21 protein-coding genes are annotated in these 26173 nt (G+C 66.9%); 10 read left to right on the top strand and 11 right to left on the bottom strand.

The features are described from left to right. Positions 1–76: 76 nt before the first annotated feature. Positions 77–469 carry a hypothetical protein gene (locus ACZK08_RS14565; protein WP_053519021.1) on the top strand — a complete coding sequence of 131 codons (393 nt, stop codon included), beginning with the start codon at positions 77–79 and terminating at the stop codon, positions 467–469. A gap of 118 nt (positions 470–587) precedes the next feature. On the opposite strand, the gene ACZK08_RS14560 is transcribed toward ACZK08_RS14565, so the two are convergent. The 4 genes from ACZK08_RS14560 to ACZK08_RS14545 form a co-directional block, all read right to left on the bottom strand. After that, positions 588–2555, bottom strand: coding sequence for a M2 family metallopeptidase (locus ACZK08_RS14560; RefSeq protein WP_065182653.1), 1968 nt, complete (start codon positions 2553–2555; stop codon positions 588–590). A gap of 597 nt (positions 2556–3152) precedes the next feature. Continuing rightward, positions 3153–4802, bottom strand: a complete 1650-nt coding sequence (locus ACZK08_RS14555; RefSeq protein ID WP_065182654.1) for a phosphoethanolamine transferase — start codon at positions 4800–4802, stop codon at positions 3153–3155. Next, a complete protein-coding gene (locus tag ACZK08_RS14550; protein WP_065182655.1) occupies positions 4799–5551 on the bottom strand; it encodes a phosphatase PAP2 family protein in 753 nt (250 codons plus the stop codon). The genes ACZK08_RS14555 and ACZK08_RS14550 overlap by 4 nt, the downstream gene beginning before the upstream one ends. Before the next feature lie 111 nt (positions 5552–5662). Then, complete coding sequence (locus ACZK08_RS14545) at positions 5663–7366, bottom strand: ArnT family glycosyltransferase (protein WP_065182656.1); 1704 nt, start codon at positions 7364–7366, stop codon at positions 5663–5665. A 131-nt stretch (positions 7367–7497) separates the two neighbouring features. Here ACZK08_RS14545 and ACZK08_RS14540 point away from each other — a divergent pair, with 131 nt between their 5' ends. Both ACZK08_RS14540 and ACZK08_RS14535 read left to right on the top strand, forming a co-directional pair. After that, positions 7498–8211, top strand: a complete 714-nt coding sequence (locus ACZK08_RS14540; RefSeq protein WP_065174831.1) for a response regulator transcription factor — start codon at positions 7498–7500, stop codon at positions 8209–8211. Then, on the top strand, positions 8198–9484 hold the full coding sequence (locus ACZK08_RS14535) for a sensor histidine kinase (RefSeq protein WP_065174832.1): 1287 nt from the start codon (positions 8198–8200) through the stop codon (positions 9482–9484). The genes ACZK08_RS14540 and ACZK08_RS14535 overlap by 14 nt, the downstream gene beginning before the upstream one ends. Positions 9485–9498: 14 nt before the next feature. Here ACZK08_RS14535 and ACZK08_RS14530 read toward each other — a convergent pair whose 3' ends face one another. Next, positions 9499–9885 (bottom strand): VOC family protein, encoded by a 387-nt coding sequence (locus tag ACZK08_RS14530; protein WP_065182657.1) that lies wholly within the window; start codon positions 9883–9885, stop codon positions 9499–9501. A gap of 131 nt (positions 9886–10016) precedes the next feature. On the opposite strand from ACZK08_RS14530, the gene ACZK08_RS14525 reads away from it, so the two are divergent. Then, the gene (locus tag ACZK08_RS14525; RefSeq protein WP_065182658.1) at positions 10017–11267 is read left to right on the top strand and encodes a DUF819 family protein; all 1251 of its coding nucleotides are present in this window, start codon (positions 10017–10019) and stop codon (positions 11265–11267) included. Between the two features lie 70 nt (positions 11268–11337). Here the strand turns inward: ACZK08_RS14525 and ACZK08_RS14520 are convergent, their stop codons facing one another. Further along, entirely contained in the window at positions 11338–11562 is a 225-nt protein-coding gene (locus tag ACZK08_RS14520) for a YbdD/YjiX family protein (protein ID WP_053519004.1), read from the bottom strand. Beyond that, positions 11562–13643 (bottom strand): carbon starvation CstA family protein, encoded by a 2082-nt coding sequence (locus ACZK08_RS14515; RefSeq protein WP_053519002.1) that lies wholly within the window; start codon positions 13641–13643, stop codon positions 11562–11564. Before ACZK08_RS14515 ends, ACZK08_RS14520 begins: the two co-directional genes overlap by 1 nt. 269 nt (positions 13644–13912) lie before the next feature. Between ACZK08_RS14515 and ACZK08_RS14510 the strand changes: the two genes are divergently transcribed. Next, on the top strand, positions 13913–14764 hold the full coding sequence (locus tag ACZK08_RS14510; protein ID WP_065182659.1) for a pirin family protein: 852 nt from the start codon (positions 13913–13915) through the stop codon (positions 14762–14764). A gap of 194 nt (positions 14765–14958) precedes the next feature. Here ACZK08_RS14510 and ACZK08_RS14505 read toward each other — a convergent pair whose 3' ends face one another. The 4 genes from ACZK08_RS14505 to ACZK08_RS14490 all read right to left on the bottom strand — a co-directional run bounded on the left by ACZK08_RS14505 (position 14959) and on the right by ACZK08_RS14490 (position 19997). Further along, complete coding sequence (locus tag ACZK08_RS14505) at positions 14959–15417, bottom strand: hypothetical protein (protein ID WP_053518999.1); 459 nt, start codon at positions 15415–15417, stop codon at positions 14959–14961. A gap of 197 nt (positions 15418–15614) precedes the next feature. Further along, positions 15615–16334 (bottom strand): aquaporin Z, encoded by a 720-nt coding sequence (gene aqpZ, locus ACZK08_RS14500; RefSeq protein ID WP_080375317.1) that lies wholly within the window; start codon positions 16332–16334, stop codon positions 15615–15617. A gap of 121 nt (positions 16335–16455) precedes the next feature. Beyond that, positions 16456–17319, bottom strand: coding sequence for a pirin family protein (locus ACZK08_RS14495; protein ID WP_053518997.1), 864 nt, complete (start codon positions 17317–17319; stop codon positions 16456–16458). 614 nt (positions 17320–17933) lie between these two features. Then, positions 17934–19997, bottom strand: coding sequence for a 3-hydroxyacyl-CoA dehydrogenase NAD-binding domain-containing protein (locus ACZK08_RS14490; RefSeq protein WP_065181805.1), 2064 nt, complete (start codon positions 19995–19997; stop codon positions 17934–17936). 235 nt (positions 19998–20232) lie between these two features. Between ACZK08_RS14490 and rpoE the strand changes: the two genes are divergently transcribed. The 5 genes from rpoE to lepB all read left to right on the top strand — a co-directional run bounded on the left by rpoE (position 20233) and on the right by lepB (position 26163). Further along, positions 20233–20853 carry an RNA polymerase sigma factor RpoE gene (gene rpoE / locus ACZK08_RS14485; protein WP_065174837.1) on the top strand — a complete coding sequence of 207 codons (621 nt, stop codon included), beginning with the start codon at positions 20233–20235 and terminating at the stop codon, positions 20851–20853. Continuing rightward, positions 20850–21740 (top strand): sigma-E factor negative regulatory protein, encoded by an 891-nt coding sequence (locus tag ACZK08_RS14480; protein WP_065181806.1) that lies wholly within the window; start codon positions 20850–20852, stop codon positions 21738–21740. Before rpoE ends, ACZK08_RS14480 begins: the two co-directional genes overlap by 4 nt. A 74-nt stretch (positions 21741–21814) precedes the next feature. Next, positions 21815–23347: a DegQ family serine endoprotease gene (locus ACZK08_RS14475; protein WP_065181807.1), complete on the top strand. Its 1533-nt coding sequence runs from the start codon at positions 21815–21817 to the stop codon at positions 23345–23347. Positions 23348–23520: 173 nt separating this feature from the next. Next, positions 23521–25314 carry a translation elongation factor 4 gene (gene lepA, locus ACZK08_RS14470; protein ID WP_065174904.1) on the top strand — a complete coding sequence of 598 codons (1794 nt, stop codon included), beginning with the start codon at positions 23521–23523 and terminating at the stop codon, positions 25312–25314. Between the two features lie 54 nt (positions 25315–25368). Continuing rightward, on the top strand, positions 25369–26163 hold the full coding sequence (gene lepB, locus ACZK08_RS14465; RefSeq protein WP_053520237.1) for a signal peptidase I: 795 nt from the start codon (positions 25369–25371) through the stop codon (positions 26161–26163). Positions 26164–26173: the final 10 nt, after the last annotated feature.

Raw genomic sequence — 26173 nt, 5'->3', positions numbered from 1 at the left:
GTGGCGGGCGACCCGTGAAGCGGCGCCACGGCCGGGGTGCGCTATCCTTGCGCCCCCCCGTAGCGATGCCGCCCCCATGTCCACCACCTCCAAGACCCGTCGCGACCAGCGCCGCCGCCAGGAAGAGAAGGCTGCCAACAAGGCCGCTGCCCAGACTTCGCCGGTGGAGCCGCATGCCGAACTGCGCGATGCGCAGCGCACGCTGCTGGCAGGTGTCGTGCGCCGCGATGGCGAGTGGGTGCTGGGCATGGATGGCCGTATCGCCGGGCATAGCGAGAGCGCCGCGCAGGTGCTGGCGTTGATCATGCAGGCCGGTGAACTGCACGAGCGCAACGGTACGCCGGTGCGTCTGATGTATTCCGACGCGCTGCGTGATGCCGCGCAGGCCGAGGCCAGGGAGAAGGGCCAGACCTTCGAGGAATACAAGGCCGAGCTGGCCGCCGCGATGGCGGCGAAGAAGAACAGCTGACCCGTGTGGGTAGCGCCGGGCCATGCCCGGCGAGCGCAGCGGTGCGATCAAGGACGCCGGGCATGGCCCGGCGCTACCGGAACGAAAGGGGCGGATCCTCGCGGATCCGCCCCTTTTCTCATTTCGCCACCGGGGCCGCAGCGCTGGCCTGCCAGCCGCACATCTGGCCTTCGTTCTGCTGCTTGAGCCACTCATTGACCGGGCTGAAGTACTCGATCATCGGGCCGGCATCCAGCTTGTCGGTGCCGGTCAGCTCCTTCAGCGTGGCCTGCCACGGCTGGCTGGCGCCCTTGCTGAGCATCGCCCAGTACTTCTGGCCGGCTTCCTTGTTGCCGTAGAACGTGCACTCGTGCAGCGGGCCCTTGTAACCCGATGCATCGCACAGGCCCTTGTAGAACTGGAACTGCAGGATGCGGGCGAGGAAGTAGCGGGTGTACGGCGTATTGCCCGGCACGTGGTACTTCGCGCCCGGATCGAAGAACTCCTCGCTGCGGGTGCTGGCCGGGGCAACGCCCTGGTATTTGGCCTTCAGGTCCCACCATGCCTTGTTGTAGTTGTCGGCGGTGATCGACCCATCGAACACGCCCCAGCGCCAGCGGTCGATCATCAGGCCGAAGGGCAGGAATGAAACGCCCGACAGTGCCATGCGCATCTGCGCGTTGATCACGGCCTCGCGGCTTTCCTGCGGTGCGTCAACCAGGCCGATCGAGTTCAGGTACTTGGGCGTCATCGCCAGCACGATCGTGTCGCCGATTGCTTCGTGGAAGCCATCGTTGGCGCCGCCCTGGAACAGGGGCGGCAACGGGTTGTAGGCCAGGTCGTAGTAGATGTGGCCCAGCTCGTGATAGATGGTGGTGAAGTTCTCTTCGTTCGGCTTGATGCACATCTTGGTGCGCACATCGCCTTCCATGTTCATGTCCCAGGCGCTGGCGTGGCAGACCACGTCACGGTCGTCAGGCTTGATGAACTGGGTCTTGTCCCAGTACGACTGCGGCAGCGAGGGCATGCCCAGCGACACGTAGAAATCCTGTGCGCGCTCGGTCATCTGTTTCGCGGTACGCAGTTCGGCCTCGCGCTGGGCCCTGTACTGGCCCGCGACGCTGGCATCCCTGCCAGCCTTGGCCAGCGCAGCACTCAGGTTGGTCTGGTACTGCTTTTCCAGTGCGGCGGTGATGTCCAGGCTTCCGGCACCGGGATAGGGCTCCAGCTGGTCCCACAGGTTGGACCAGTCCTGCTGCCACATGTTGCCCAGCAGGTGCGCGGCGATCAGGCCATTACCCACCTCGGCCTTGTCCTTGCCGTAGGTCTTGTCCAGCTTGCCGCGCGCGTAGCAGTGCAGCTGCTCGTACATCGGCTTGACCTGCTCCCACAGGCGGTCGGTTTCCGGCCCGATCTGCTCCGGCGGCATGTCATAGCCGCTGCGCCACATCTGCCCGGCATCGGTGAAGCCCATGCCCTTGGCACCTTCGTTCACCAGGCTGACGAACTTCTGGTAGTCGCCACGCATGTTCCGCGTGGTGCTGTGCCAGCCCTGCCAGGCATCAAGCTGCGCGTCGTAGTCGCGGCTGCGTGCCAGCACCTGTTCCAGTTCCCCCAGCTGGCGGCAGGAGGCCGGGTCGTTGGCATCGGTGCAGTACTTGCCAGCACCGTAGCTGCCCTCCATGCGGGTGGCGATCTGGGTCAGCTCGGCCAGCTTGGCCGGGTCGCGCGGTGCCGGCATCGAGGACATCAGCTTCAGCAGGTGGATGGCACGCTTGCTGTCTGCGCTCATCGGCTGGCCCTCGAACTTCGCGGCCTGCTCGATCCAGCTGTTGAGCTGGGTCAGTGAACGCTCGTTGGCCTTGGCCGCGATGCGCTCCGAATCGCTGTTGATGTAGGTGGAAGACAGCCACTGCGCCGAGGTCATCTCCGGATAGGCAGCCTTGTATTCGGCATTGATGCGGGCAACGAACTGGTCGGCGGTCTCGCCGGCCGGTGCGCTGCTGCCGGCGGTCTCGGCGCCGGGGGACGCTTCCTTCTTGCAGGCAGCCAGGGCCAGCGTGGCGGCGGCGACAGCAGCGGCCAGCAGGAGATGACGGTGTTTCACGGGCGGTCCTTGGGTGGTGAACGACGGCCGAAGGCTAGTGGGCGCGCGTGCCCACCGCAAGTGTGGAAGGTTGGTGGGGTTCGGCAGGGCTTGCAGCCCTGCACCCGCAGAAGCCAAGGCACGTCAACGGCAGAAGCAACAGCAACAGCGGGCTATCCGTGGGATGGCGGGGCGGTGTGGGCTTGCAGGACACGCCGTAAACCCATCCATGGGGGCTCGATGGCGCCATCCATGGCGCCAACGGTCCTGCAAGCCCACACCGCCCCACCTCTGACAGATCGCGGCGGCCGTTGGTGGGTGTCGACCTTGGTCGACACATCTGTCAGGTATCGACAATCAAATTGGGGTCGGATCCGTTTTCCTCCGGAAAACGGATCCGACCCCATCGGCATGTCCAACAGATTGCGGAAAACTGTCGAAGGCGGGCTGGGTCCGGTTGCGGGGGCGTGAGCGCCATGGATGGCGCGACCGAGCCTACAAGGACGTATTTACGGCGTCCCCCGCCACCGGACCCACCCCGCCTACCCACGGATTGCACGCTGTTGCTGCTGCTGTTGCCTCTGCAGGTGCAGGGCTGCAAGCCCTGCCGAACACCCCTCAGCTCTCGCAGCCGGCGAACACGTCGCGATCGCGCTCGTACAGCGCCGTCCTCACCTGCATCAGGCCCAGCACCGACGGGAACAGGTTGTCGTGGTCGGTATACGCTGCCGAACGCTTGCGCACGCATTGCAGGTCCAGCCCGCGACTGCTGGCGAAGCCCGGCGAGAACCACATCGTCATCGGTACGCGGGTCTGCTCGGCCGGGGCGATCGCATAGGGCACGCCGTGCAGGTACAGGCCCTTCTCACCCAGCGATTCGCCATGGTCGGACAGGTAGATCATCGCCGTGTCGTAGTCCTGCATGCCCTGCAGCGTGCCGATGGTCTTGCTCAGGAAATGATCGGTGTACAGCACGGCATTGTCATAGCTGTTGGTGATCTCTTCGCGTGAGCACCGGCCGATGTCACGGGTGTCGCAGGTTGGCTTGAAGCGGGCAAAGGCGGCCGGATAGCGCTCGAAATACGCCGGGCCATGGTTGCCCAGCTGGTGCAGCACGACCACGCGGTCGCCGGGCCTGGCACGCACCTGGGTGGCCAGGTCCTGCAGCAGGATCTCGTCCATGCAGCGGCCGTCGGCGCACAGGCCCGGGGTGGTCGCATCGGACAGCGACTGGAAGTCCAGTCCTTCGCACACGCCTTTGCAGCCGGACTGGTTGTCACGCCACAGCGGTGCGATGCCGGCACGGTTCAGTACGTGCAGCAGCGACTGGTGCGCGCGGATCTTCTTCTCGTCGTAGTCGTGGCGTCCCCATGGCGAGAACAGGCAGGGCAGCGAAACTTCGGTGCTGGTGCCGCAGGAGTGCATGTCGGGGAAGTTGATCACCGGTGCCTGGGCCAGTTCCGGCGTGGTATTGCGGCCGCCGTTGAGGCCCCAGTTCTGTGCACGCACGGTCTCGCCCATCACGATTACCAGCAGCCGCGGTTTGCTCGCCGGAGCGCGTGGGGTGGCCTTGGCGTCGGTGCCGATCGGCAGTTTCGGCGCGCGCTGCACCGGGTTGTCGCCGCGCAGTGCACGTGGAAGACCCAGCAGCACGTTGGCCGGGGTGGCGAGGTAACGCACTTCACGCTGGTTGCGCATCAGTGCGGAGACGTCCTGGAACGAGATCAGTGCACCGCCAACAGCGGTCACCGCAGCCACCGCCAGGAAGCCCAGGCGCCACAGCAGGCTGCGCCCCCAGCTGCGCCGCTGCAGCTGCACCCGCCACACCAGCACCATCGGCAGTGCCGCCAGCAGCAGTACCGGCCACAGCAGCGAGACCGTCATCAGTTCGCGGCTTTCCTTCGGATCGGTCGCCAGCACGTTGCGCAGCATGTCCGCATCCAGATAGATGTGGTAACGGCTCATGTAGTGGGCGGCGAAGGCCGTTACCAGCAGCAGCGCGCTGATCACCACCTTGGCGTTCCAGCGCCAGACCAGCAGGCCCAGCAGCAGGCCATGCGTGCCGAGCAGCAACAGCAGCAGCGACACCGCGTAGCGCAGGCTCTCCGGGTGGCTGGCCATCGCGCTGCGCCAGAACAGGCCGTTGCCGGCCAGGGCGAAGAACAGGCTGGTCAGCGCGATCAACGCCTCGGTGGACAGCTGTGGCCGCCAGCTGCGCAGTCCGGCCAGCGATGGCACACGGAGCGAGCGTTGAACCGAAGCATTCATGCGTTCGCCTCCAGGCGGTTGGTGCGGTCCAGGTGATGGCGGACCAGAACGTACAGCCCCAGTGACAGCAGCCAGCACAGCAGGGCTGTGGCAAGGTCATGCGACAGAAAATGTGCACCCCGCAGCTGCTGGCTGATGCCGAACAGCAGCCCGCTGCCCAGGCCCAGTGCCAGGCCGGTCCAGCGCCAGGCAGGACGCCACAGCAGGGCGAAAAAGTACAGGCTCAGCCAGGCATAGCCGGCACTGGCATGGCCGGCGGGAAAGCACGCGGTCACCGGCATGTCGGCCGGACGATGGCTGAAAAGCCCGATATAAGGCTGGTGGCCGCCGTAGCGCAGCAGATCCCACGGGCAGTCCATCGGCACCAGCGACTTCAGCAGAGACACGCCGCCGGTTCCCAGCGCCAGGGCAATTACGACATAAAGCAGCGCCCATCGCAGGGTGCGATCACGTCCGCGGCGCCAGTGGTGAAAGCTCAGCAGTATCACCACCAGCGCCGCGGCGGTGCTGAACCACTTGCCGCCCCGGTGCACCAGCGAGCGGGTGAACCACGCGTCCTGCAGTGCCCAGCGGCCGCCCTCCAACCGGAACAGGTGGTCAGCCAGCCATTGATCGGCTCCCCCCTCCATGAACACGGCGAACAGGGGCAGCACGATGAGCAGTGGAAGCCACAGGTGGGTCACGGCGAACCGCGATGCCAGCGTGGAGTAGGCCGAAGCAACCCCGGAGACGGGAGGACGGACGGACATGCAGGAAAACACCGTGACGATGAACCGGCGCCATGCTCGTCAGGTTGATGTCGGAGAAGGGTCGGACCTGCGTTCGGGCCGGGTTAACCGCCGGCCCGCGTGGGGGATGATTCAGTCTTCTTCTTCGTTGGCGCCGGCCCGCTCGGCGTGGCAGCCGGCATCCCAGGCAGTGCCGGGCACCAGTTGCCAGCGGTTGCGGTTGGCGACGCCGATGTCGATCACTTGGGCGGCATCCACGCAGGGACTCATGGCCTTGTCGAGCACCAGCAGCCAGCGCCGGTCGGGTGCTTCGGCCAGCCAGGGGCCGGCGTCGTGCCACTGTTCAGGCCAGGGCCGCTTGAAGCCGAACTCGCGCACGGCGCGGTCGGCCTGCAGCAGGTTCTGCTCGCGCCAGGCCACCAGTGCCAGTTCGGCATCGGGGCCGATCCTCGCGCCGACCCGGCGCATCAGCGCCGACGACGAGGCGTAGGGGTCGAGCGCCGGAATCAGCACCAGGCCGTACAGCATCCACAGCAGGCCGTGGGTGAGCAGTACCAGGGTGGCGGCGCGCCGCACGCGCAACCACACGGCCAGGGTAGCCACGGCGATCGCGAACGTCAGCAGGCCGTCGCCCAGCACCGGCAGCAGGGTGTCGGGCATCGCACGCCGCTGCAGCTGCGCCTGCGCCCAGTGACTTTCGGTGAGCAGCATCACGCCCAGCACGGCGGTTGCCAGCATCAGCACCAGGCTGTAACCGAACAGATACCGGCGCACGCACAGCCTGCGCAGCAGGCCGGGCAGCAGGGGCGCGGCGGCAAGGGCCACGGCAGGCAGCATCGGCAGCAGGTAGACCTCGCGCTTGCCGGGGCTGGCGCTGAAGAACACCAGCACCAGCAGCGCCCACCCCAGCAGCAGCCACTGCCGGCGGTCGCCACGGCGCAGGCGCCGCCACCACGGGCGGGCCAGCACCGGCAGCAACAGGGCACCCGGCAGCCACAGTGTCAGGATCACCTGCAGGTAGTACCAGACCGGCTGCCGGTGGTGCCAGGCGTTGGCATAGCGGGTGCCGGTCTGCTTGAACAGCAGTTCATGCGCATAGGACTGCAGCGAGGCACTGGGTTCGTGCAGCAGGGCCCAGCCCAGCGGGGCCAGCCAGACGGCCACGCCGAGCAGGAATGCAGGGATCAGCCACAGCAGGGTCGCCGGGTGCGGACCCTCGATCCGACGGCCGCGGCGATGCTGGTACAGCCACCAGCCGAACCAGGGCAGCACCATCAGCAGCGGCAGGAAACCTACGCCTTTGGTCACCGTGCCCAGGCCGGCGGCAAAGCCGGCCAGCCACAGCGCCGGCACATTGCGTCGCTCGCACAGATGCCGCAGCAGGCCCCACAGGGCCAGCGTGGTCATCCCGACCAGCACCATATCGATCTGCGCACGCTTGGCCATCAGGCCGAACTGCAGGGTGCAGAACAGGGCGCCGATGGCATAGAGGGAGTGGCGCGGCGACCACAGTCGGCGTGCCAGATCCGACACCAACCACAGACTGAGCAGGGCCCCCAGCAGCGAAGGCAGCAGGAACGACCACTGCCAGCTGCCCACCACTTCGTAGGCCGCCGCCTGCAGCCACATGAACACCGGCGGCTTCTCCGCATACAGCTCGCTGCCACGGTGCGGCAGCAGCCACTCCCCGCTTTCCACCATGGTCCTGGCGGCCAGTACGAAGCGGGGTTCGTCCGGTGGCTGCGGTTGGCGCATGCCGATGCCGGCAGCCAGTGCCGCGATGATCAACAGCCAGAGCAGGGGCAGGCGCCAACGGCGGGGCAGGGCTACGGGCACGGCAGGCTCCGGGAGCAAAACGGCCATTTTGAGGCGGCGGGGGTGGGAAAAGCGTCGGAGTATCGCCGGGGCGACCTCATTCCGACATGCGTGGCGCTACCATGGTACGAACTTCCGTGGAACTTTCATGCATGCGCCTGTTGGTGATCGAGGACAACCGGCAGCTGGTGGCCAATCTGTTCGACTACTTCGAGTCGCGCGGTCATGTGCTGGATGTGGCTCCCGATGGCATCACCGGCCTGCATCTGGCGGGCAGCCATCCCTATGACGCGGTGATCCTGGACTGGATGCTGCCCCGGATGGAGGGGCCGGAAGTGTTGCGCCGCCTGCGTGCCGAGCATGGCTCGGAGGTGCCGGTGATCATGCTGACCGCACGCGACGAACTGCCGGACAAGATTGCCGGCTTCCGTGCCGGCGCTGATGACTACCTGACCAAGCCGTTCGCGTTGCCGGAGCTGGAAGTGCGGCTGGAGGCCCTGCTGCTGCGGGCACAGGGACGCAACCCCCGCAAGCGGCTGCAGGTGGGTGATCTGGTGCTGGACCTGGCGACCCTGGAGGCGCAGCGCGCCGGACAGGTCCTGCATCTGTATCCGGCCTGCCGCAAGCTGCTGGAAGTGCTGATGCGCGCCAGCCCCGGCGCGGTCACCCGCCAGCAGCTCGAATTCGCCCTGTGGGGCGACGAGCCACCGGACGGCGACCTGCTGCGCTCGCATGTCTACGAACTGCGCCGCAGCGTGGATGGACCGTTCGTGGACAAGCTGATCCACACGCTGCCGCGGGTCGGCTACCGGTTGGCCCTGCCCACCGCCGCCGAGGCCGGCAGGAATGACGATGAAGGTGCGTAGACCCGGCCCGCTGTACCGCCGCGTGCTGTGGTGGCTGCTGGGCTACCTGGCACTGCTTTCGCTGGCGGTGTTCAGCGTGGGCAACTATGTGCACGAGCACGCCGAACACGCCGCCTGGCGCGCGCTGCTCAACTCCGAACTGGACAGCATCGTCGAGCATGTCGAGCACGAGCCACACTATCGATGGCAGGACTCGGACACGCTCAGCCTGTACCGTTTCGACGCGGTGAACCTGCCTGACAGCCTGCGCACCCTGCATCCCGGCCTGCATGACGGGGTGATGGTGAAGGACCGCGAAACGGCGGTCATGGTGCGTGATACGGACTCGATGGGGCGCGTTGCGCTGGTGCTGGACATCTCCGACTTCCACGACCTTGAGCAGTTCGCCACGCGGTGGGTGATGCTGGCCGGGGTGATCATGATCTTCGTCACCGTGCTGATGGCGTCCTTCGGCATGGAGCGCATGGTGCGTCCGCTCAGCCTGCTGGCGCAGCGCATCGGCGCGTTGCGGCCGGGCGCGCAGGGCCAGCGCATCGATGTCGACCCGCGTGGCAGTTCCGAGCTGCACACCATCGCCGATGCGTTGAATGACTACCTCGAACGCAACGAGCAGTTCGTTGAACGCGAGCGGGTGTTCATCAGCACTGCCAGCCATGAGCTGCGCACCCCGATTGCGGTGATGACCGGCGCCGCCGAGCTGGCCCTGGAGCAGCCGGGCCTGCCGGACCGTGCCCGGCAGCAGATCCAGCGCGTGCTGCGCACCGCGCAGGGCGTGGAGCAGCTGATCGAACTGCTGCTGGTGCTTGCGCGCGATCCGGCGCGGCTGGCGGCGCGTGCCGAGCGCATCGCACTGGACCAGCTGCTGCCGGACATCGTCGAGCATCATCGCCATCTGCTGGGCGACAAGGACCTGAGCATCGGTATCCAGGCCGCGCCGGTGGACATCGTTGCCCCGCTGGCGGTGGTGCAGGCGGCGATCGGCAACCTGTTGCGCAACGCGATCGAGAACAGCGGCCGCGGGCACATCGAACTGCGCCTGAGCGCTTCGGCGGTGCTGACCCTGCAGGACCCGGGGCATGGCATGAGCCCGGAGGAGATCGCTGCGATCCACGCACGCATGGCCCGGGGAGAGCGTGTCGATCGTGGCGGGATCGGCCTGGACCTGATCGCGCGCCTGTGCGAGCACCTTGGCTGGACCCTGCAGCTGCAGCCCTGCGAGCCGCGCGGGACGCAGGCCACGCTGGATTTCGGTGCTTCGCGCCCAGGCGGATGATCGCAGTCGCGGGGTCAGACCTTCGGCCGCGGCACATGCTGGTCGACCAGGATCACGTTGCCGTCCGGATCCATCAGTTGCAGGAAGGCGGGGCCTTCACTGTCGGGATCGGCCCGGACCTGCAGCGCGATACCCTGCGCATCCAGCGCTGCCTGCAGTTCGCGGACGTCCTGGAAACGCGGCAGTTCCTGCTTGTGCTGGTCCCAGCCCGGGTTGAAGGTCAGCAGGTTGCCTTCAAACATGCCCTGGAACAGGCCGATGACGACACCGTTGTTGCGCAGTACCAGCCAGTTCTGCGTCGCATCGCCGCCGGTGACCGAGAAGCCCAGCGCCTCATAGAACGCGCGGGAGGCGGCCAGGTCCTTGACCGAAAGGCTGACCGAGAAGGCACCCAGTTGCATGGACACGCTCCGTTTCGGGAAAGGCGAGGCCGGCACTGCAGCATGACCCGCCGTGAAGAGGGTGTTAATCTCGACCCGCGCCGCCTTATGCGGCGCTTTTTTTTCCGCTCTTTCGATCGACAGAGGATCCCATGCCGACCGAACCCGCTACTGCCCTGATCAGCAACGACATCGTTGGCCTGGGCCTGATTGCCTCCACCCTGGCCCTGATCTTCTGGGCCGCCAGTGGTCCCACCCCGCTGCTGAAGAAGATCTTCGCCTGGGTGCCGGCCCTGCTGCTGTGTTACTTCGTTCCTGCCATCTACAACACCACCGGCCTGATCGATGGCCACAACACCTCGCTGTACAACCCGGTGGCGCGCGATGTGCTGCTGCCGGCGGCGCTGGTGCTGCTGACCCTGTCGATCGACCTCAAGGGCATCACCAAGCTGGGCCCCAAGCTGCTGCTGGTGTTCTGTGCCGGTACCGCCGGCATCATGCTGGGAGCCATCGTCTCGTTCCAGGTGATGAAGCTGATCCACCCGGAAACCGTGGCCGGTGACACCTGGGCTGGCATGGCGGCGCTGGCCGGCAGCTGGATCGGCGGTGGCGCCAACATGGTCGCCATGCGCGAGATCTTCGGTACCGATGCCACGACCTTCGGGCAGTTCGCCGTGGTCGATGTGGCCTGCGCCAGCCTGTGGATGGCGATCCTGCTGTTCCTGGCCAACCGCGCGCAGCAGATCGACACGCGCAACGGTGCCGACACCCGTGCCATCGACGAGATGAAGGCGCGCATCAGCGCCTATGAAGCGCAGAACGCACGTATTCCCAGCATGACCGACCTGATGGTGATCGTCGGCGTTGCCCTGGGCGGTGTCGGCCTGGCGCACGCGATCGCCGCGCCGCTGTCGGGCTGGTTCAAGGCCAACGTCAGCTGGGCCAGCCAGTTCAGCCTGGACAGCCAGTTCGTCTGGGTGATCCTGCTGTCCACCGCGATGGGCCTGGGCCTGAGCTTCACCCGTGCACGTCGTCTGGAAGCGGCGGGTGCCTCGCGCCTGGGCACGGTGTTCCTGTACTTCCTGATCGCCTGCATCGGCATGCAGATGAACCTGCTGTCGCTGCTGGATCGGCCGTGGCTGTTCCTGCTCGGCGCGATCTGGATGGCGACCCACGTGCTGGTGCTGTGGGCCGTGGCCAAGCTGGTCCGTGCACCGCTGTTCTTCTTCGCCATCGGTTCGCAGGGCAACATCGGTGCGGCGGCATCGGCGCCGGTGGTGGCTGCGGCCTTCCATCCGACACTGGCACCGGTCGGCGTGCTGCTCGGCACGGTGGGCTATGCCACCGGCACCGGGCTGGCCTATGTCACCGGCCTGATCCTGAAGTGGATGGCCAACGGCTGAGCGCGGGTCGCGCTCTGCGTCTCCCTGCAACGGGCGCCGGGTTTCATGCCCGGCGCCCGCGTCATGCCTTTCAGCAGCAGCGTCCGCCGTTGCGTCCGCCGTACCGCGCTTCCTGACGTTCACGGAAGAACGTCTTGTAGTCCATCGGCTCCTGGTCCGGATGCTTCTCCAGCATGTGCCGGACGTAGTTGTCGTAATCAGGAATGCCACAGCACAGGCGTGCCGTCTGCACCAGGCGTCGCCACACGCGGCGGTGCGCCTGGTACTGGCCTACGGGAACCAGTTGCGTGCTCATTACAGATCCACCATTTCATGTGGCTTCAGCGCCACGTACGGGGTCTCGCGGTCGCTGCGCTGCGGATTGCGGCGTGCGGCCAGGATCGTGCGGATCGAATAGGTCAGCACCGCCCCCACCACCAGCAGGAACAGCGCGGTCAGGCCGGTGTTGACGTAGGCATTGACCACGATCTGCTGCATCTGCGCCACCGACTTGGCCGGTGCGGTGATCGTATCGCTGGCGATGGCGGCCTGGAACTTGTGCGCCTGCGCCAGGAAGCCCTGCGCCGGGTTGCTGTCGAAGATCTTGATGAAGCCGGCGTAGGTGGTGCAGATCAGCAGCCAGGTGGCCGGTACCGCGGTCACCCACGCGTAGCGGTCACGCTTCATCTTGAACAGCACCACCGTCCCCAGCATCAGCGCGATACCGGCCAGCATCTGGTTGGAGATGCCGAACAGCGGCCACAGGGTCTGGATGCCGCCGAACGGATCGACCACGCCGGTGTAGAGCAAGTAGCCCCACAGCGCCACGCAGCCGGCCGTGCCGATGATGTTGGCCGTCCACGACTCGGTCTTCTTCAGCGCCGGAATGAAGTTGCCCAGCAGATCCTGCAGCATGAAGCGGCCTGCGCGGGTGCCCGCATCCACGGCGGTCAGGATGAACAACGCTTCGAACAGGATGGCGAAGTGGTACCAGAACGCCATCATCGCGTCGCTGCCGCTGGGAATGGCTTCATGCAGGATCATTGCGATGCCCACCGCCAGCGTCGGCGCACCACCGGCGCGGTGCAGGATCGTCGGCTCGCCGATCGCGGCGGCCGTGGCGGTCAGCTGTTCCGGCGTGATGGTGAAGCCCCAGGTGTTGGTGATGTAGTGCGCGGCAGACGCCGCATCGGCACCGATCACCGCCGCCGGGCTGTTCATCGCGAAGTAGATGCCCGGATCGATGATCGACGCAGCCACCAGCGCCATCACCGCCACGAACGATTCCATCAGCATGCCGCCATAGCCGATGTAGCGCATGTGCGATTCATTGGCCAGCAGCTTCGGCGTGGTGCCCGAGGAAATCAGCGCGTGGAAACCGGATACCGCGCCGCAGGCAATGGTGATGAACAGGAATGGGAACATGCCGCCCTTCCACACCGGGCCATCGCCACTGGCGGCGAACTGGGTCAGTGCGGGCATTTTCAGCTCGGGCATCACGATCAGGATGCCGATGGCCAGAGCGACGATGGTGCCGATCTTGAGGAAGGTCGACAGGTAGTCGCGCGGTGCCAGCAACAGCCACACGGGCAGCACCGAAGCGACGAAGCCGTAGCCGATCAGCATCCAGGTGATCTGCGTGCCGGTGAAGGTGAAGGCCGGGCCCCACACCGGATCTGCAGCAACCTTGCCGCCGTACCAGATCGCGGCCAGCAGCAGCACCAGGCCCACCACCGAGATCTCGCCGATCTTGCCCGGTCGGATGTAGCGCATGTAGATGCCCATCAGGATCGCGATGGGCATCGTGGCTATCACCGTGAACATGCCCCACGGGCTTTCCGCCAGCGCCTTGACCACCACCATCGCCAGCACCGCCAGGATGATGATCATGATCAGGAACGCGCCGAACAGCGCGATGGTGCCGGGCACCTGTCCCATTTCCTCGCGGACCAGATCGCCCAGTGAGCGGCCGTTGCGCCGGCTGGACAGGAACAGGACCATGAAGTCCTGTACCGCACCGGCCAGCACCACGCCCACCACCAGCCACAGCAGTCCGGGCAGGTAGCCCATCTGCGCCGCGAGCACCGGGCCCACCAGTGGACCGGCGCCGGCGATGGCCGCGAAGTGGTGGCCGAACAGCACGTGCTTGTTGGTCGGCACGTAGTCCAGGCCATCGTTGTTGATCACCGCCGGCGTAGCCCGGGTCGGATCCACCTGCATCACCTTGTTGGCGATGAACAGGCTGTAGAAGCGATAGGCGATCAGGTAGATCGAAACAGCGGCGACGACGATCCACAGCGCGTTGATATGTTCGCCGCGGCGCAAGGCCACGGTGCCCAGACAGAACGCGCCGAGCAGGGCGAGTGCCGCCCAACCCAGTTTGGCAAACCCTTTCATGAGGTGCTCTCTCCCGGAAAGACATTCAAAGAGTCCCGCGTGCCCTTTTCAGGGTCAATGCGTGCGGGGCCCATCGGCGGTAGTACTTTGGTCGTACGAAGGTGGTGACCGCGTGTGCGGCATGGGCTGCGGGCAGACATCCGTGTCGCGGAACCGCCGGCATGACGCCCGGCGAACACCAGGGATGGAACAATCGGTTGCGGCGTCATCCATTGGCGGACGGCGCCGCGGCGTCCATCTTCAGTGGCATCCATCCAACAGGAGTCGCCATGAGCCTTCCCGAACCGGTCCGCGTCCTGCGCACCATCCGTGGCATGCCCACGTCCGACGGCGCCGGCGTGCGCCTGACCCGTGTCATCGGCGGCCCGACGCTGCCGGATCTGGATCCGTTCCTGCTGCTGGATGAATTCGGTACGGACCGCGCCGAAGACTACATCGCCGGTTTCCCGGAGCATCCGCACCGCGGTTTCGAGACGGTCACCTACATGCTGGACGGACGCATGCGCCACCGCGACAACCACGGCAACGAGGGCCTGCTGACCCCGGGCAGCGTGCAGTGGATGACTGCAGGCCGGGGCCTGGTGCATTCGGAGATGCCGGAACAGGAAAGCGGGCAGATGCGCGGTTTCCAGCTGTGGGTGAACCTGCCCGCGCGCGAGAAGATGACGGACCCGAAGTACCAGGAGTTCGCGCCGGAACGCATCCCGGTGGTGCAGCCGGAGCCGGGTGTGGAGGTGAAGGTGATCGCCGGTACTGTCGATGGCACCACCGGCCCGATCGTGCAGCCGGCCACCGATCCGTTGTATCTGGACGTCCGCCTCGAGGCCGATCGTGCCTGGACCTACACGCTTCCGGAAGGCCACAACGCGTTTGCCTATGTCTTCGAGGGCGCGATCACGGTCGGCGAGCAGGATGCCGCACGTGATGTGGCGCGCCAGGAACTGGCGGTGCTCGGTGGCGGTGAACAGCTGCACGTTTCGGCTGGCAGCGAAGGGGCGCGGCTGATTCTGGTGGCCGGCCGGCCACTGCGGGAGCCGGTGATGCGGCATGGCCCGTTCGTGATGAACACGCGCCAGGAACTGATGCAGGCCTTCGTCGATTTCCAGGAAGGCAGGTTCTGAGGGCCGACGCCGCCCCCCAGGAGGAAGCCGGTAGCGCCGGGCCATGCCCGGCGGAAGATGTCGGTAGCGCCGGGCCATGCCCGGCGGCTCTCCGGCACAGCACGCGTAAAGGACATCCATCAGGCCATGCCCGGTGTTGCCGCCAACGCGTCGGATCCGGCGGGGATGCTGCCAGGCAGTCATCCCCGTCACCTTCAACGTCCGGCGGCCACGGCTGAAGGCGTCAGGCTCATGCCCTGCGCCAGCTGCTGCAGCGACCCCAGTTCCTGCGTGCTGCCCGGGTACAGGGCAATCTGCGCATAGCGGCCCTTGTCCAGCTTGATCACGCTGATGCGTCGTTCGGCGTATCCCGGCGGCTGCTGTCCACCCAGATCGGGCTGGTACCAGTACAGTGACTCGCCGGCGAAACTGCCTTTTTCCTGGCGCAGCGAGCGGCTGAGCGGAATCGCCGGATCGCGTGCGCTCAGCATCAGGCTCAGTACTTCCCGTCCATCCTCGGTGCTGGCGCGGCAGAGCAGGAAGTCCGACTGCACCTGCTGCTGCCATTTCAGGCCGCTGCTCGCCGGCAGCGAAGGACATTCGGCGGGTGCCTGCGCGGCGGCCTGGGCCGCAGCAAACAACAGGCTCGACAGGACAACAGGCGCGAACTTCATGCATCCCCCAAGGTGGCGTGTCGTGTGACGCCGCCATGGTGCTGGCGGCCGTGGCATCCCATCCCCGGATGCCATCCCCGCCCGGCATGTGCACGGGCGGTCAAACAGACCTTAACGGAACGTGAGTGCCCGCACAAATTGCGGTTGCAACCGTAACCATTGCGGCCGACTGTCGGCCGCAATGGTCCGGGCAGCACTCAACGGTCGTTACCGACCCACTTGTAGATGATGCCGCCGATCATGCCGCCCAGCAGGGGGGCGACCCAGAACAGCCAGAGCTGGCCGACCGCGCCGCTGCCGGCGAAGAACGCCACCGCGGTGGACCGAGCCGGGTTCACCGACGTGTTGGTGACCGGGATGCTGATCAGATGGATCAGGGTCAATGCCAGACCGATCGCCAGCGGAGCGAACCCTGCCGGTGCCTTGCCATGGGTGGCGCCCATGATCACGACCAGAAATACCGCAGTCAGCACCACTTCGCACAGGAAGGCGGCCGCCACGCTGTACCCGCCGGGCGACAGCGCACCGTAGCCGTTGCTGGCGAAGGCCCCGGCCTGGCTGCCGTCGATGGCGAAGCCGCTGGCGCCGGAAGCGATCTGCAGCAGGATGAAGCCGGCCAGCAGGCCGCCCGCGACCTGGGCGATGATGTACGGCACCAGGTCGCGGGCCGGGAAGCGGCCGCCGGCCCACAGGCCCACGCTGACTGCCGGATTGAAGTGCGCGCCGGACACGTGACCGAACGCGTAGGCGCCGGTGACCACGGTCAAGCCGAACGCGAGTGCCACGCCCAGGAAGCCGATGCCCAGCGGATTGCCGTCGCCGCCGAACTTGGCAGCCAGTACCGCACTGCCACAGCCACCCAGAACCAGCCAGAAAGTGCCGAGGAACTCGGCGGCCAAGCGTTTACCCATGCTCATGAACTGCACTCCTTTGATGAACTAAAATGTGAAACAGGTCACATTTCAGTGACCGGCGAGTGACGATAGCGTCAAAGGCCGGTGCAGGGATACACCTCAGGGTGTGTGCAGCGCGCGATGCTCAGTACTGCGGCAGCGGGATGAACTCCTTGTCGTCGCCGGGAATGCTGCCGAACCGGCCGGCTTCCCAGTCCTGTTTCGCCTGTTCGATGCGCTCCTTGGAGCTGGAAACGAAGTTCCACCACAGGTGACGCGGGCCATCCAGCGGTTCGCCGCCGAACAGCATGGCCTTGAGCGGGGTCTTCGCGCGCAGCCGGCCGCGCGCGCCGGCCTCGGGAATCACCAGGTGCTGCGCCGGGATGTCCACGCCATCCAGCTGCGCCTGGCCTTCGAGGATGTACAGCGCCCGCTCGCGGTGGCCGTCATCGATGTCGATCTCCGCGTCGGGATCGAGGTCGATGGCTACATTGAGCGTGTCGGCGAAGACCTTCACCGGCGACTCCTCGCCATAGGCGCGGCCTGCGATCACGCGCAGCCAGGCACCGTTGCGGCGCTGCTCCGGGAGGGTCGCGGCGGCGTGGTGATAGAACGCCGGCTCCACTTCCTCGTGCGACTTCGGCAATGCCACCCAGGTCTGCATCCCGTGGATCGGATGGTCGTGACCGCGCTCCGGCGGGGGCGTGCGTTCGGAGTGCGCGATGCCGCGGCCGGCGGTCATCCAGTTGACGTCGCCGGGACGGATCACCTGGTCCGAGCCGAGCGTGTCGCGGTGGCCGATGGCGCCGGACCAGAGGAAGGTGACGGTGGCCAGGCCGATATGCGGATGGGGACGCACGTCGATGCCGGTACCTGCGGTAAGGACGGCCGGGCCCATCTGGTCGACGAATACGAACGAACCGATGCTGCGGGCCTGCAGGGTGGGGACGGCGCGGCGGACTTCCAGGCCGCCGATGTCGTGTACGCGCGGGGCGATGATGGTGGTCATGCGGGCGTCTCGCTGGCAGGGATCAAGAGTGCCAGCATGGCATGCGGCCGTGACGGGCACATGCCCCATGCGGGTAACAGGGTGTTCCAGCCAACGGCGCAGCCCCTCGTGGCTGGCTGCTTGGCCGAGTAAAGCAACAGCCGCGCTTGGCCGGGCGGGGTGGGTTCGCGGGGGGCGCCGTGAACCCGTCCTTGGGGGCTTGGCCGCGGCATCCATGCCGCGGACACCCCCGCGAACCCACCCCGCCCGGCCCCTGACAGTTTCCGTGTGCGTCCAGCCACGGAGAAGAAAAAAGAAAATCAACATCAAACGCCGGTCGCTTCGCTCCTGGTGGCGACCAAGGTCGACACCCACCAGTTCGTAGTGATCCACACCGGAATCGAGATTCACCACCGTCACCGGGAAACTGTCGGGGGTGGGGCGGTGTCGGGTTGCGGGGTGTCCGCGGCATGGATGCCGCGGCCAAGCCCCCAGGGACGGGTTTACGGCGTCCCCGCAACCCGACACCGCCCCGCCCGACAAACAGAAAAGCCAGAGCCGCTTTGGCTCTGGCTTCTGCTGTGGAACTTGACGTTGCCTCTGCGGGTGCCGGGCCGCAGGCCCGGCCGATCACATCACACCACCGGTTCGCGCAGGGCAGGGTTGTCCCAGCCCGGGCGCGGGGCAAAGCGGTCACCGTGACGCTGCTGCAGCGCCTTCAGGCGCTCGACGATCACATCGGCACCCACCGCGCGGATGTGCTGGATCGGACCCCCGCGGAACGGCGCGAATCCGGTGCCGAAAATCACACCCGCATCCAGCAGGTCCGCATCGGCCACCACGCCTTCGTGCAGGCAGGCCACGGCCTCGTTGAGCAGCGGCAGGATCAGGCGATCTTCCAGGTCCGCAGGGGCCTGGTAGTCGCTGGCGACATCCGGCTTCTTCGGCTTGCCGTTCTCCCAGGTGTAGATGCCCTGGCCATCCTTCTTGCCGCGCTTGTCGGCTTCCACCGTCTGCAGTGCCGCCGGAATCTGCAGGCCGAGGAACGGCGCCAGCTCGCGGCCCACGCCGGCGGCGACATCCAGGCCGACCGTGTCGATCAACTCGATGGGGCCCATCGGCATGCCGAACTTCACCGCTGCCTTGTCGATCACCGGGCCCGGGATACCTTCGGCATAGGCGGTGGCCGCCTCCAGCATGTACGGGAACAGCACGCGGTTGACCAGGAAGCCCGGGCTGCCCGCCACCGGTACCGGGAACTTGCCCAGCGCCTTGCAGAACGCTGCCAGACGGCGCTCGGTCTCCGGCGCCATGCCGTCGTGATGGATGATTTCCACCAGCGGCATCTGTGCCACCGGATTGAAGTAGTGCAGGCCGGCGAACTGCGCCGGGCGCTGGATGTGGTCGCGCAGTTCCACCAGCGGAATCGACGAGGTATTGGTGGTCAGCAGCGCATCGGCCTTCATGCCCGGCTCCAGCGTCTGGTACAGCGCGCGCTTGGCCTCCGGGTTCTCGATGATCGCCTCGATCACCAGATCGGCGTCGGCCACGCCTTTGCCCTCCAGGTCCGCCCGCAGCCGCGCCGCCACCGCTGGACGCTTGCTCTCGTCCTTCACCTTCCTGGCGAACAGTGCCTGCGCGCGTTCCATCGCCGGATCGATGAAGCGCTGCTCGCGATCCTGCAGGGTGACCTCGAAGCCCTTGTAGGCCGCCCACGCGGCGATGTCACCGCCCATCACGCCGGCGCCGACCACGTGCACGTGGCGAATGCCGGAATCGCCGCCGCCCAGACCCTTCAGGCGCTCGGTCAGGAAGAAGATGCGGATCAGATTGCGCGCGGTCGGCGTGCTGGCCAGTTTGACCACCGCGCGGCGTTCGGCATCCAGGCGGGCCTGCACCGGCTTGCCGGCGCTGCGCTGCCAGGTGCTGATCAGTGCATAGGGCGCCGGGTACTGGTCCTTCTTCGCCTTGCGCGCGACCTGCTTGATCATCTGCGGTGCCAGTACCTTGCGCGCCAGCCAGGTGTTGCTGGCCCATGCCAGCGCACGCTGCTTGAACGGCCGCGTGGTGCCGGCCAGCGCCAGTGCCACGGCGGTGTCGAGCACCACCGCCGGTGCCACCACCTTGTCGACCAGACCGATGCCACGCGCGGCCGAGGCCGAGAGGGTGCGGCCGGTCAGCATCATGTCCATCGCCGCCGGGGCGCCGACCAGCTGCGGCAGGCGCGCGCTGCCACCCCAGCCGGGGAAGATGCCCAACTGGGTTTCCGGCAGCCCGATGCGGGTGCTGCTGTCGTTGGAGGCCACGCGGTAACGGCAGGCCAGGGCCAGCTCGGTGCCGCCACCCAGGCAGTGGCCATGGATGGCTGCAACGGTCGGGCAGGGCAGCTCTGCCAGCTTCTGGTAGGTGGATTGGCCGCGACGGATGGCATCGTTGACGGTGCCGCGCCGGTCGAACTCCTGGAATTCCTTCAGATCGGCGCCGGCGATGAAGCCGGCCTTCTTCAGGGACTGGATCACCACGCCCTTCGGCGGATCCAGCGCGATGCGTTCGAGCAGATCGCCCAGCTCCAGCAGCACGTCCTGCGACATCGCGTTGACACTGCTGTCCTGACGATCCAGGGACAGGACCACCACGCCGTCGTCGCGGATCTCGGGGTGCCAGTGGCTGAAGCGGAGACCATCGAAGCCTGAGAGCATGGACGTTCCATCCGGTTGTGTATGGAGAAGCGGCTATGATCCAGAGGTTGTTTCCCCCGCGTCAAATCCCTATAGCAGGGGAGTGGCGGTTCCGGATCCATGGCCGTGGAACAGAACGCTAACGGAACAGTGGTTAAAAGCTGGTGCGGCGCCGGGTGATCGGCGACTGAACTTTTCCCGGGATTGGCAGTCTCATTGCCCGACGTCGGTTGGGCTGACAGGAGTGCGGCCCCCCATGGCCGAGGTTGAAACACCACAGGAGCTGGATCTGGAACTGGTCCGGCGCGTGCAGCGCGGCGAGAGCGCGGCTTTCGATGTACTGGTGCGCAAGTATCAGCATCGGGTCGTGGCCCTGGTCGGTCGCTACATCGCCGACTGGAGTGAATGTCAGGACGTCGCCCAGGACACTTTCATACGCGCCTACCGCGCGATCGGAAGCTTCCGTGGCGATGCCCAGTTCTCAACCTGGTTGCATCGGATCGCCGTGAACACCGCCAAAAACTACCTGGCTTCACACAATCGACGTCCGCCGACCGATGACATCGACATCGGCGATGCCGAACAGTTCGACAGCGGCACGCGCCTGCGCGACACCGACACGCCCGAACGCGAGTTGATGCGCCAGGAGCTGGAACAGACAGTGATGAAGGCCGTCAACGCGCTGCCGGAAGAACTCCGGTCGGCGATCACCCTGCGCGAGGTGGAAGGCCTGAGCTACGAGGAAATCGCGCAGAAGATGGGGTGCCCGATCGGCACCGTGCGCTCTCGGATCTTCCGGGCGCGCGAGGCGATCGACACCGAACTCCGGCCGCTGCTGGACATCGGCAGCGCCACCCGCGAGAAGAGCCGCGTATGACCAGTCATCCATTCAACGAATCGCAGAATCATCAATCGCCGGCCGGGCTGCGGCTTGACCAGCGCCATCGGGAACAGCTGTCGGCCCTGGTCGATGGCGAGCTGGGGGCCGACGAGGCCCGCTTCCTGCTGCGCCGCATCGAGCATGACCCGGAACTGGCCGGCTGCCAGGAGCGCTGGCAGCTGCTGGGCGACGTGATGCGCGGGCAGGCGTCGGTGCTTGCGCCCGCCGGCTTCAGCGCCGCGGTTGCCTCTGCCATCGCCGCCGAACCCACGCCCCGGTCCGGGCCTCAGGACCGGCAGGTGCGCCGCAGTGGCTGGCGTACCTGGGGGGGCGGTGCCGCATTGGCTGCCTCGGTCGCTGCGGTGGCCCTGTTGATCGGCGGCGAGAAGCTGAAGGAGACCCCTCCCGGAGAGCCGCTGGCACCCCAGGTGGTCGCCAGCCAGGCCGAGCTGCCGCCGGCACCGGTATCGCCCGCGACGGTGACCGAAGCCTCGGTCGATCCGGCGGTGGTGGCGGTGGCCAGTGTTCCGGCGGCCGCATTGGCCGCCAGCCGTCGCCAGGACGCACGCCGCGTCAGCGCCAGTGCCACCCGCGGCCAGCAGGCTGCGCGGGTGGCACAGCGTGACGACGGGGCGCAGCGGGCTGTGGCCGCCGCCCAGACGCCCTTGGTGCCGACCGTGCCGGCCGGTGCCAGCCGCAACCTGCCGTTCGGCGAGGTGGCCGGCCTGCAGGCCCGGCCGTGGCCGCGCTCCAGCCTGGCTCCGGCCGCGGGGGGCGCGCTCAACGCCAGCTTCCCGGCGCATGCCGACAGCGCCACGTTCTACCCCTTCGAGCCGCGCCTGCAGGACGACGACCTGCCGCCGCCGCCCCGCCCGCGCGACTGAGCCGGGTGCCGCCACGCCCCGCCGATCGCGGGGCCCTTCTTCTCCCTTCCATCCGATCCGGAGGTTGCCGTCCGATGACTCCCCGATTCCGCACGCAGGCCATCGGCCTGCTGGCCCTGACCCTGCCGCTGGTGGCCTGTGCCCAGGCGCCGTCCCCGGCTGCCCAGACCGCGCCGGCCGCGGCCGCTGCCGCGCCGCGCGCTCCGGCGCAGCCGCTGGTCACCGGCCTGCCCGATTTCACCAACCTCGTCGAGCAGGTCGGCCCGGGCGTGGTCAACGTCGACACCACCATCGTCCGCAGCAACCGCCAGGCGCGTGGGCCGATGGGGGACGACGACATGCCGGAGTTCTTCCGTCGCTTCTTCGGCCCGGACTTCCCGATGCCGGGGCAGGGGCCGGGCGGCCCCGACGGCGGTCCCAGCATCAAGGGCCGCGGCATGGGGTCGGGCTTCATCATTTCGCCCGACGGCTACGTGCTGACCAACTACCACGTGGTTGCCGACGCCAGCGAGGTGAAGGTCAAGCTGGGCGATCGCCGTGAGTTCACCGCCAAGGTGGTGGGCAGCGACCAGCAGTACGACGTCGCCCTGCTGAAGATCGAAGGCAGGAACCTGCCGACCGTCCGTGTCGGCGATTCCAACAGCCTGAAGCCGGGCCAGTGGGTTGTCGCGATCGGCTCGCCGTTCGGCCTCGACCACTCGGTCACCGCCGGCGTGGTCAGCGCCCTCGGCCGCAGCACCGGCGGCCCGGACCAGCGCTACGTGCCGTTCATCCAGACCGACGTGGCGATCAACCAGGGCAACTCCGGCGGCCCGCTGCTGAACACCCGGGGCGAAGTGGTCGGCATCAATTCGCAGATCTTCTCTGCGTCCGGTGGCTACATGGGCATCAGCTTCGCGATTCCGATCGACCTGGCGATGAGCGCGGTCGAACAGATCAAGAAGACCGGCCGGGTCACCCGCGGCCAGCTGGGCGCGGTGGTGCAGGAGATCGACGGCCTGAAGGCGCAGGCCATGGGCCTGCCGGACAGCCGGGGTGCACTGGTCAACCAGATCGTGCCGGATTCGGCGGCCGCCCGCGCCGGTGTGAAGGTGGGGGATGTGATCCGCACCGTGAACGGCGCACCGGTCAACAGCTGGTCCGATCTGCCGCCGCTGATCGGCGCCATGGCCCCGGGCAGCCGGGTCACCCTGGGCGTGATCCGTGACGGCAAGCCGCGCGACCTGAGCGCCACCCTGACCGCGCTGGCCGAGGATGACCAGGCCAGCGCCCGCAGCCCCGCCACCGCCAGGGCCGATGCCGCTCCGCAGAGTGGTGCCAATGCCCTGCTGGGCCTGGACGTCAGCGATCTGACCGCGCCGCAGCGCAAGCAGCTGGGCCTGGAATCGGGCGAGGGCGTGCGCATCACCGGCGTCAAGGGGCAGGGCGCCCGGGATGCCGGCCTGTCCCCGGGCATGGTGATCCTGCAGGTGGCCAGCACCCAGGTGAGCGGCGTGGAGTCGCTGAACCGCGCGCTGTCCAGCTACAAGAAGGGCGATGTGGTGATGCTGCTGGTCCGCACCGGCAACGGCAACAGCGCCTTCGTGGCGGTCAAGGCCGGCGAGTAAGGACCGGGGCTGCTCCGGCAGCCGCTGCCCCCCGAAGCCCCGCTCAGGCGGGGCTTCGGTCGTTCCGGCCCTGGCCCGGCGAGGCGCCTTTCGCGGGCGGGCCCCGGGCGTGCGATAATCCACCGTTACCCTGACGACGCCGCGCGCCGCCGCCACCTATGTCATCTGATTCGATGCGGAACATCCGCAACTTCTCCATCATCGCCCACGTCGACCACGGCAAGTCCACGCTGGCCGACCGCATCATCCAGCTTTGTGGTGGCCTGCAGGCCCGCGAGATGGAAGCGCAGGTACTCGACTCCAACCCGATCGAGCGCGAGCGTGGCATCACCATCAAGGCGCAGTCGGTATCGCTGCCGTACCTGGCCAAGGACGGGCAGACCTATCATCTGAACTTCATCGACACCCCGGGCCACGTCGATTTCTCGTATGAAGTCAGCCGCTCGCTGGCCGCCTGTGAAGGTGCGCTGCTGGTGGTCGATGCTGCCCAGGGCGTGGAAGCGCAGTCGGTGGCGAACTGCTACACCGCGGTGGAGCAGGGTCTGGAAGTGGTGCCGGTGATCAACAAGATCGACCTGCCTACGGCCGACATCGAGCGCGCCAAGGCCGAGATCGAGGCCGTGATCGGCATCGACGCCAGCGACGCCGTGCCGGTCAGCGCCAAGACCGGCCTGAACGTGCAGGACGTGCTGGAGGCCATCGTCCACCGCATTCCGCCGCCGCAGCCGCGCGATACCGACAAGCTGCAGGCGCTGATCATCGACTCCTGGTTCGACAACTACCTCGGCGTGGTCTCGCTGGTGCGCGTCATGCAGGGCGAGATCAAGGCCGGCGACAAGCTGCAGGTGATGTCCACCGGCCGCAACCACCAGGTCGACAACGTCGGCGTGTTCACCCCCAAGCGCAAGGTGTTGCCGGCGCTGCGCGCGGGTGAGGTGGGTTGGGTCACGGCCAGCATCAAGGACGTGCATGGTGCGCCGGTGGGCGACACCCTGACCCTGGCCGGTGATCCGGCACCGAAGCCGCTGCCGGGCTTCCAGGAAATGCAGCCGCGCGTGTTCGCCGGCCTGTTCCCGGTCGACGCCGAGGACTATCCGGACCTGCGCGAGGCGCTGGACAAGCTGCGCCTGAACGATGCCGCGCTGCGCTTCGAGCCGGAAAGCTCGGAGGCGATGGGCTTCGGTTTCCGCTGCGGCTTCCTCGGCATGCTGCACATGGAGATCGTGCAGGAACGGCTGGAGCGCGAATACAACCTGGACCTGATCAGCACCGCGCCGACGGTGGTGTACGAGGTCCTGAAGACCGATGGCTCGATCATCAACATGGACAACCCGGCCAAGCTGCCGGCGGTGAACCAGGTCCAGGAGATCCGCGAGCCGATCATCCGTGCCAACGTACTCACCCCCGAGGAGTACATCGGCAACATCATCAAGCTGTGCGAGGAAAAGCGCGGCAGCCAGATCGGCATCAACTACCTGGGCAGCCAGGTGCAGATCAGCTACGAGCTGCCGATGGCCGAAGTGGTGCTGGACTTCTTCGACAAGCTGAAGTCGGTCAGCCGCGGCTACGCGTCGCTGGACTATCACTTCGTGCGCTTCGATGCCGGCCCGTTCGTGCGCGTGGACGTGCTGATCAATGGCGACAAGGTCGATGCGCTGTCGCTGATCGTCCACCGCAGCCATGCCGACCGCCGCGGCCGCGAGCTGTGCGAGAAGATGAAGGACCTGATCCCGCGGCAGATGTTCGACGTGGCGATCCAGGCGGCTGTCGGCTCGCAGATCATCGCCCGTACCACGGTCAAGGCCATGCGCAAGAACGTGCTGGCCAAGTGCTATGGTGGCGACGTTTCGCGCAAGAAGAAGCTTCTGGAAAAGCAGAAGGAAGGCAAGAAGCGCATGAAGCAGGTCGGCCGCGTGGAAATCCCGCAGGAAGCGTTCCTGGCCGTGCTGCAGATGGACAACAAGTAAGCGCGCACCGGCCCTCCGGGGCCGGTCGTCCGGTGACGTTGCAAAGGACCCTGAATGAAACTGTTTGAGATCCTCCTGGTCGTGCTGACCCTGGCCTCGGGCCTGATCCTGCTTGCGGACAAGCTGTACTTCGCCAGGCGCCGCGCCCAGCGTGCAGGCCTGCTCGACACCGAGCCGGTGCTGGTGGATTACTCGCGTGCATTCTTCCCGGTGCTGGCGATCGTGCTGGTCGTGCGCAGCTTCATCGCCGAGCCGTACAAGATCCCGTCCAGCTCGATGATGCCGAACCTGCTGATCGGTGATTTCATCCTGGTCAACAAGTTTGCCTATGGCCTGCGCCTGCCGATCACCAATACCCGCTTCGTGCCGGTGGGTGATCCCGCGCGCGGCGATGTGGTGGTGTTCCACTTCCCGGGCCACGGCGACAACGACCCGGCCAAGGGCGAGAACTTCATCAAGCGCGTGATCGGCGTGCCGGGTGACACCGTGGTGTTCGAGGGCGACAGCCTGGTGCTGAACGGCGAGCCGGTGAAGTACGACAACAAGGGCATCTACGCCGGCCACAAGGGCCAGGGCGAGGGCGCCAACCTGCTGGTCGAGCATCTCCCGGGCCGCACCCATACCGTGCTGGAGACCGACTATCCGCGTGGCCAGGGCCAGTGGACGGTGCCGGCCGGCAAGTACCTGGTGATGGGCGACAACCGTGACAACAGCGATGATGGACGCTTCTGGGGGCTGCTGCCGGAAGAGAACCTGCGGGGCAAGGCATTCCTGATCTGGCTGAACTGCCAGGGCTGGTTCTGCAAGGACGGTTTCGAGCCGTCGCGGATCGGCTCGGGCATCAACTGAGTATTTTCAC

Source organism: Stenotrophomonas sp. 112478_Sma, assembly GCF_056479905.1.
This window is presented reverse-complemented; position numbering and strand designations above follow the sequence as displayed.

Excerpts from the sequence above, each read along its gene's own strand:
- ACZK08_RS14565 (WP_053519021.1), top strand. The coding sequence starts at position 77 with ATGTCCACCACCTCCAAGACCCGTCGCGACCAGCGCCGCCGCCAGGAA.
- ACZK08_RS14555 (WP_065182654.1), bottom strand. The coding sequence starts at position 4,802 with ATGAATGCTTCGGTTCAACGCTCGCTCCGTGTGCCATCGCTGGCCGGA.
- ACZK08_RS14550 (WP_065182655.1), bottom strand. The coding sequence starts at position 5,551 with ATGTCCGTCCGTCCTCCCGTCTCCGGGGTTGCTTCGGCCTACTCCACG.
- ACZK08_RS14540 (WP_065174831.1), top strand. The coding sequence starts at position 7,498 with ATGCGCCTGTTGGTGATCGAGGACAACCGGCAGCTGGTGGCCAATCTG.
- ACZK08_RS14535 (WP_065174832.1), top strand. The coding sequence starts at position 8,198 with ATGAAGGTGCGTAGACCCGGCCCGCTGTACCGCCGCGTGCTGTGGTGG.
- ACZK08_RS14530 (WP_065182657.1), bottom strand. The coding sequence starts at position 9,885 with ATGCAACTGGGTGCCTTCTCGGTCAGCCTTTCGGTCAAGGACCTGGCC.
- ACZK08_RS14525 (WP_065182658.1), top strand. The coding sequence starts at position 10,017 with ATGCCGACCGAACCCGCTACTGCCCTGATCAGCAACGACATCGTTGGC.
- ACZK08_RS14520 (WP_053519004.1), bottom strand. The coding sequence starts at position 11,562 with ATGAGCACGCAACTGGTTCCCGTAGGCCAGTACCAGGCGCACCGCCGC.
- ACZK08_RS14515 (WP_053519002.1), bottom strand. The coding sequence starts at position 13,643 with ATGAAAGGGTTTGCCAAACTGGGTTGGGCGGCACTCGCCCTGCTCGGC.
- ACZK08_RS14510 (WP_065182659.1), top strand. The coding sequence starts at position 13,913 with ATGAGCCTTCCCGAACCGGTCCGCGTCCTGCGCACCATCCGTGGCATG.
- ACZK08_RS14505 (WP_053518999.1), bottom strand. The coding sequence starts at position 15,417 with ATGAAGTTCGCGCCTGTTGTCCTGTCGAGCCTGTTGTTTGCTGCGGCC.
- aqpZ (WP_080375317.1), bottom strand. The coding sequence starts at position 16,334 with ATGAGCATGGGTAAACGCTTGGCCGCCGAGTTCCTCGGCACTTTCTGG.
- ACZK08_RS14495 (WP_053518997.1), bottom strand. The coding sequence starts at position 17,319 with ATGACCACCATCATCGCCCCGCGCGTACACGACATCGGCGGCCTGGAA.
- ACZK08_RS14490 (WP_065181805.1), bottom strand. The coding sequence starts at position 19,997 with ATGCTCTCAGGCTTCGATGGTCTCCGCTTCAGCCACTGGCACCCCGAG.
- rpoE (WP_065174837.1), top strand. The coding sequence starts at position 20,233 with ATGGCCGAGGTTGAAACACCACAGGAGCTGGATCTGGAACTGGTCCGG.
- ACZK08_RS14480 (WP_065181806.1), top strand. The coding sequence starts at position 20,850 with ATGACCAGTCATCCATTCAACGAATCGCAGAATCATCAATCGCCGGCC.
- ACZK08_RS14475 (WP_065181807.1), top strand. The coding sequence starts at position 21,815 with ATGACTCCCCGATTCCGCACGCAGGCCATCGGCCTGCTGGCCCTGACC.
- lepA (WP_065174904.1), top strand. The coding sequence starts at position 23,521 with ATGCGGAACATCCGCAACTTCTCCATCATCGCCCACGTCGACCACGGC.
- lepB (WP_053520237.1), top strand. The coding sequence starts at position 25,369 with ATGAAACTGTTTGAGATCCTCCTGGTCGTGCTGACCCTGGCCTCGGGC.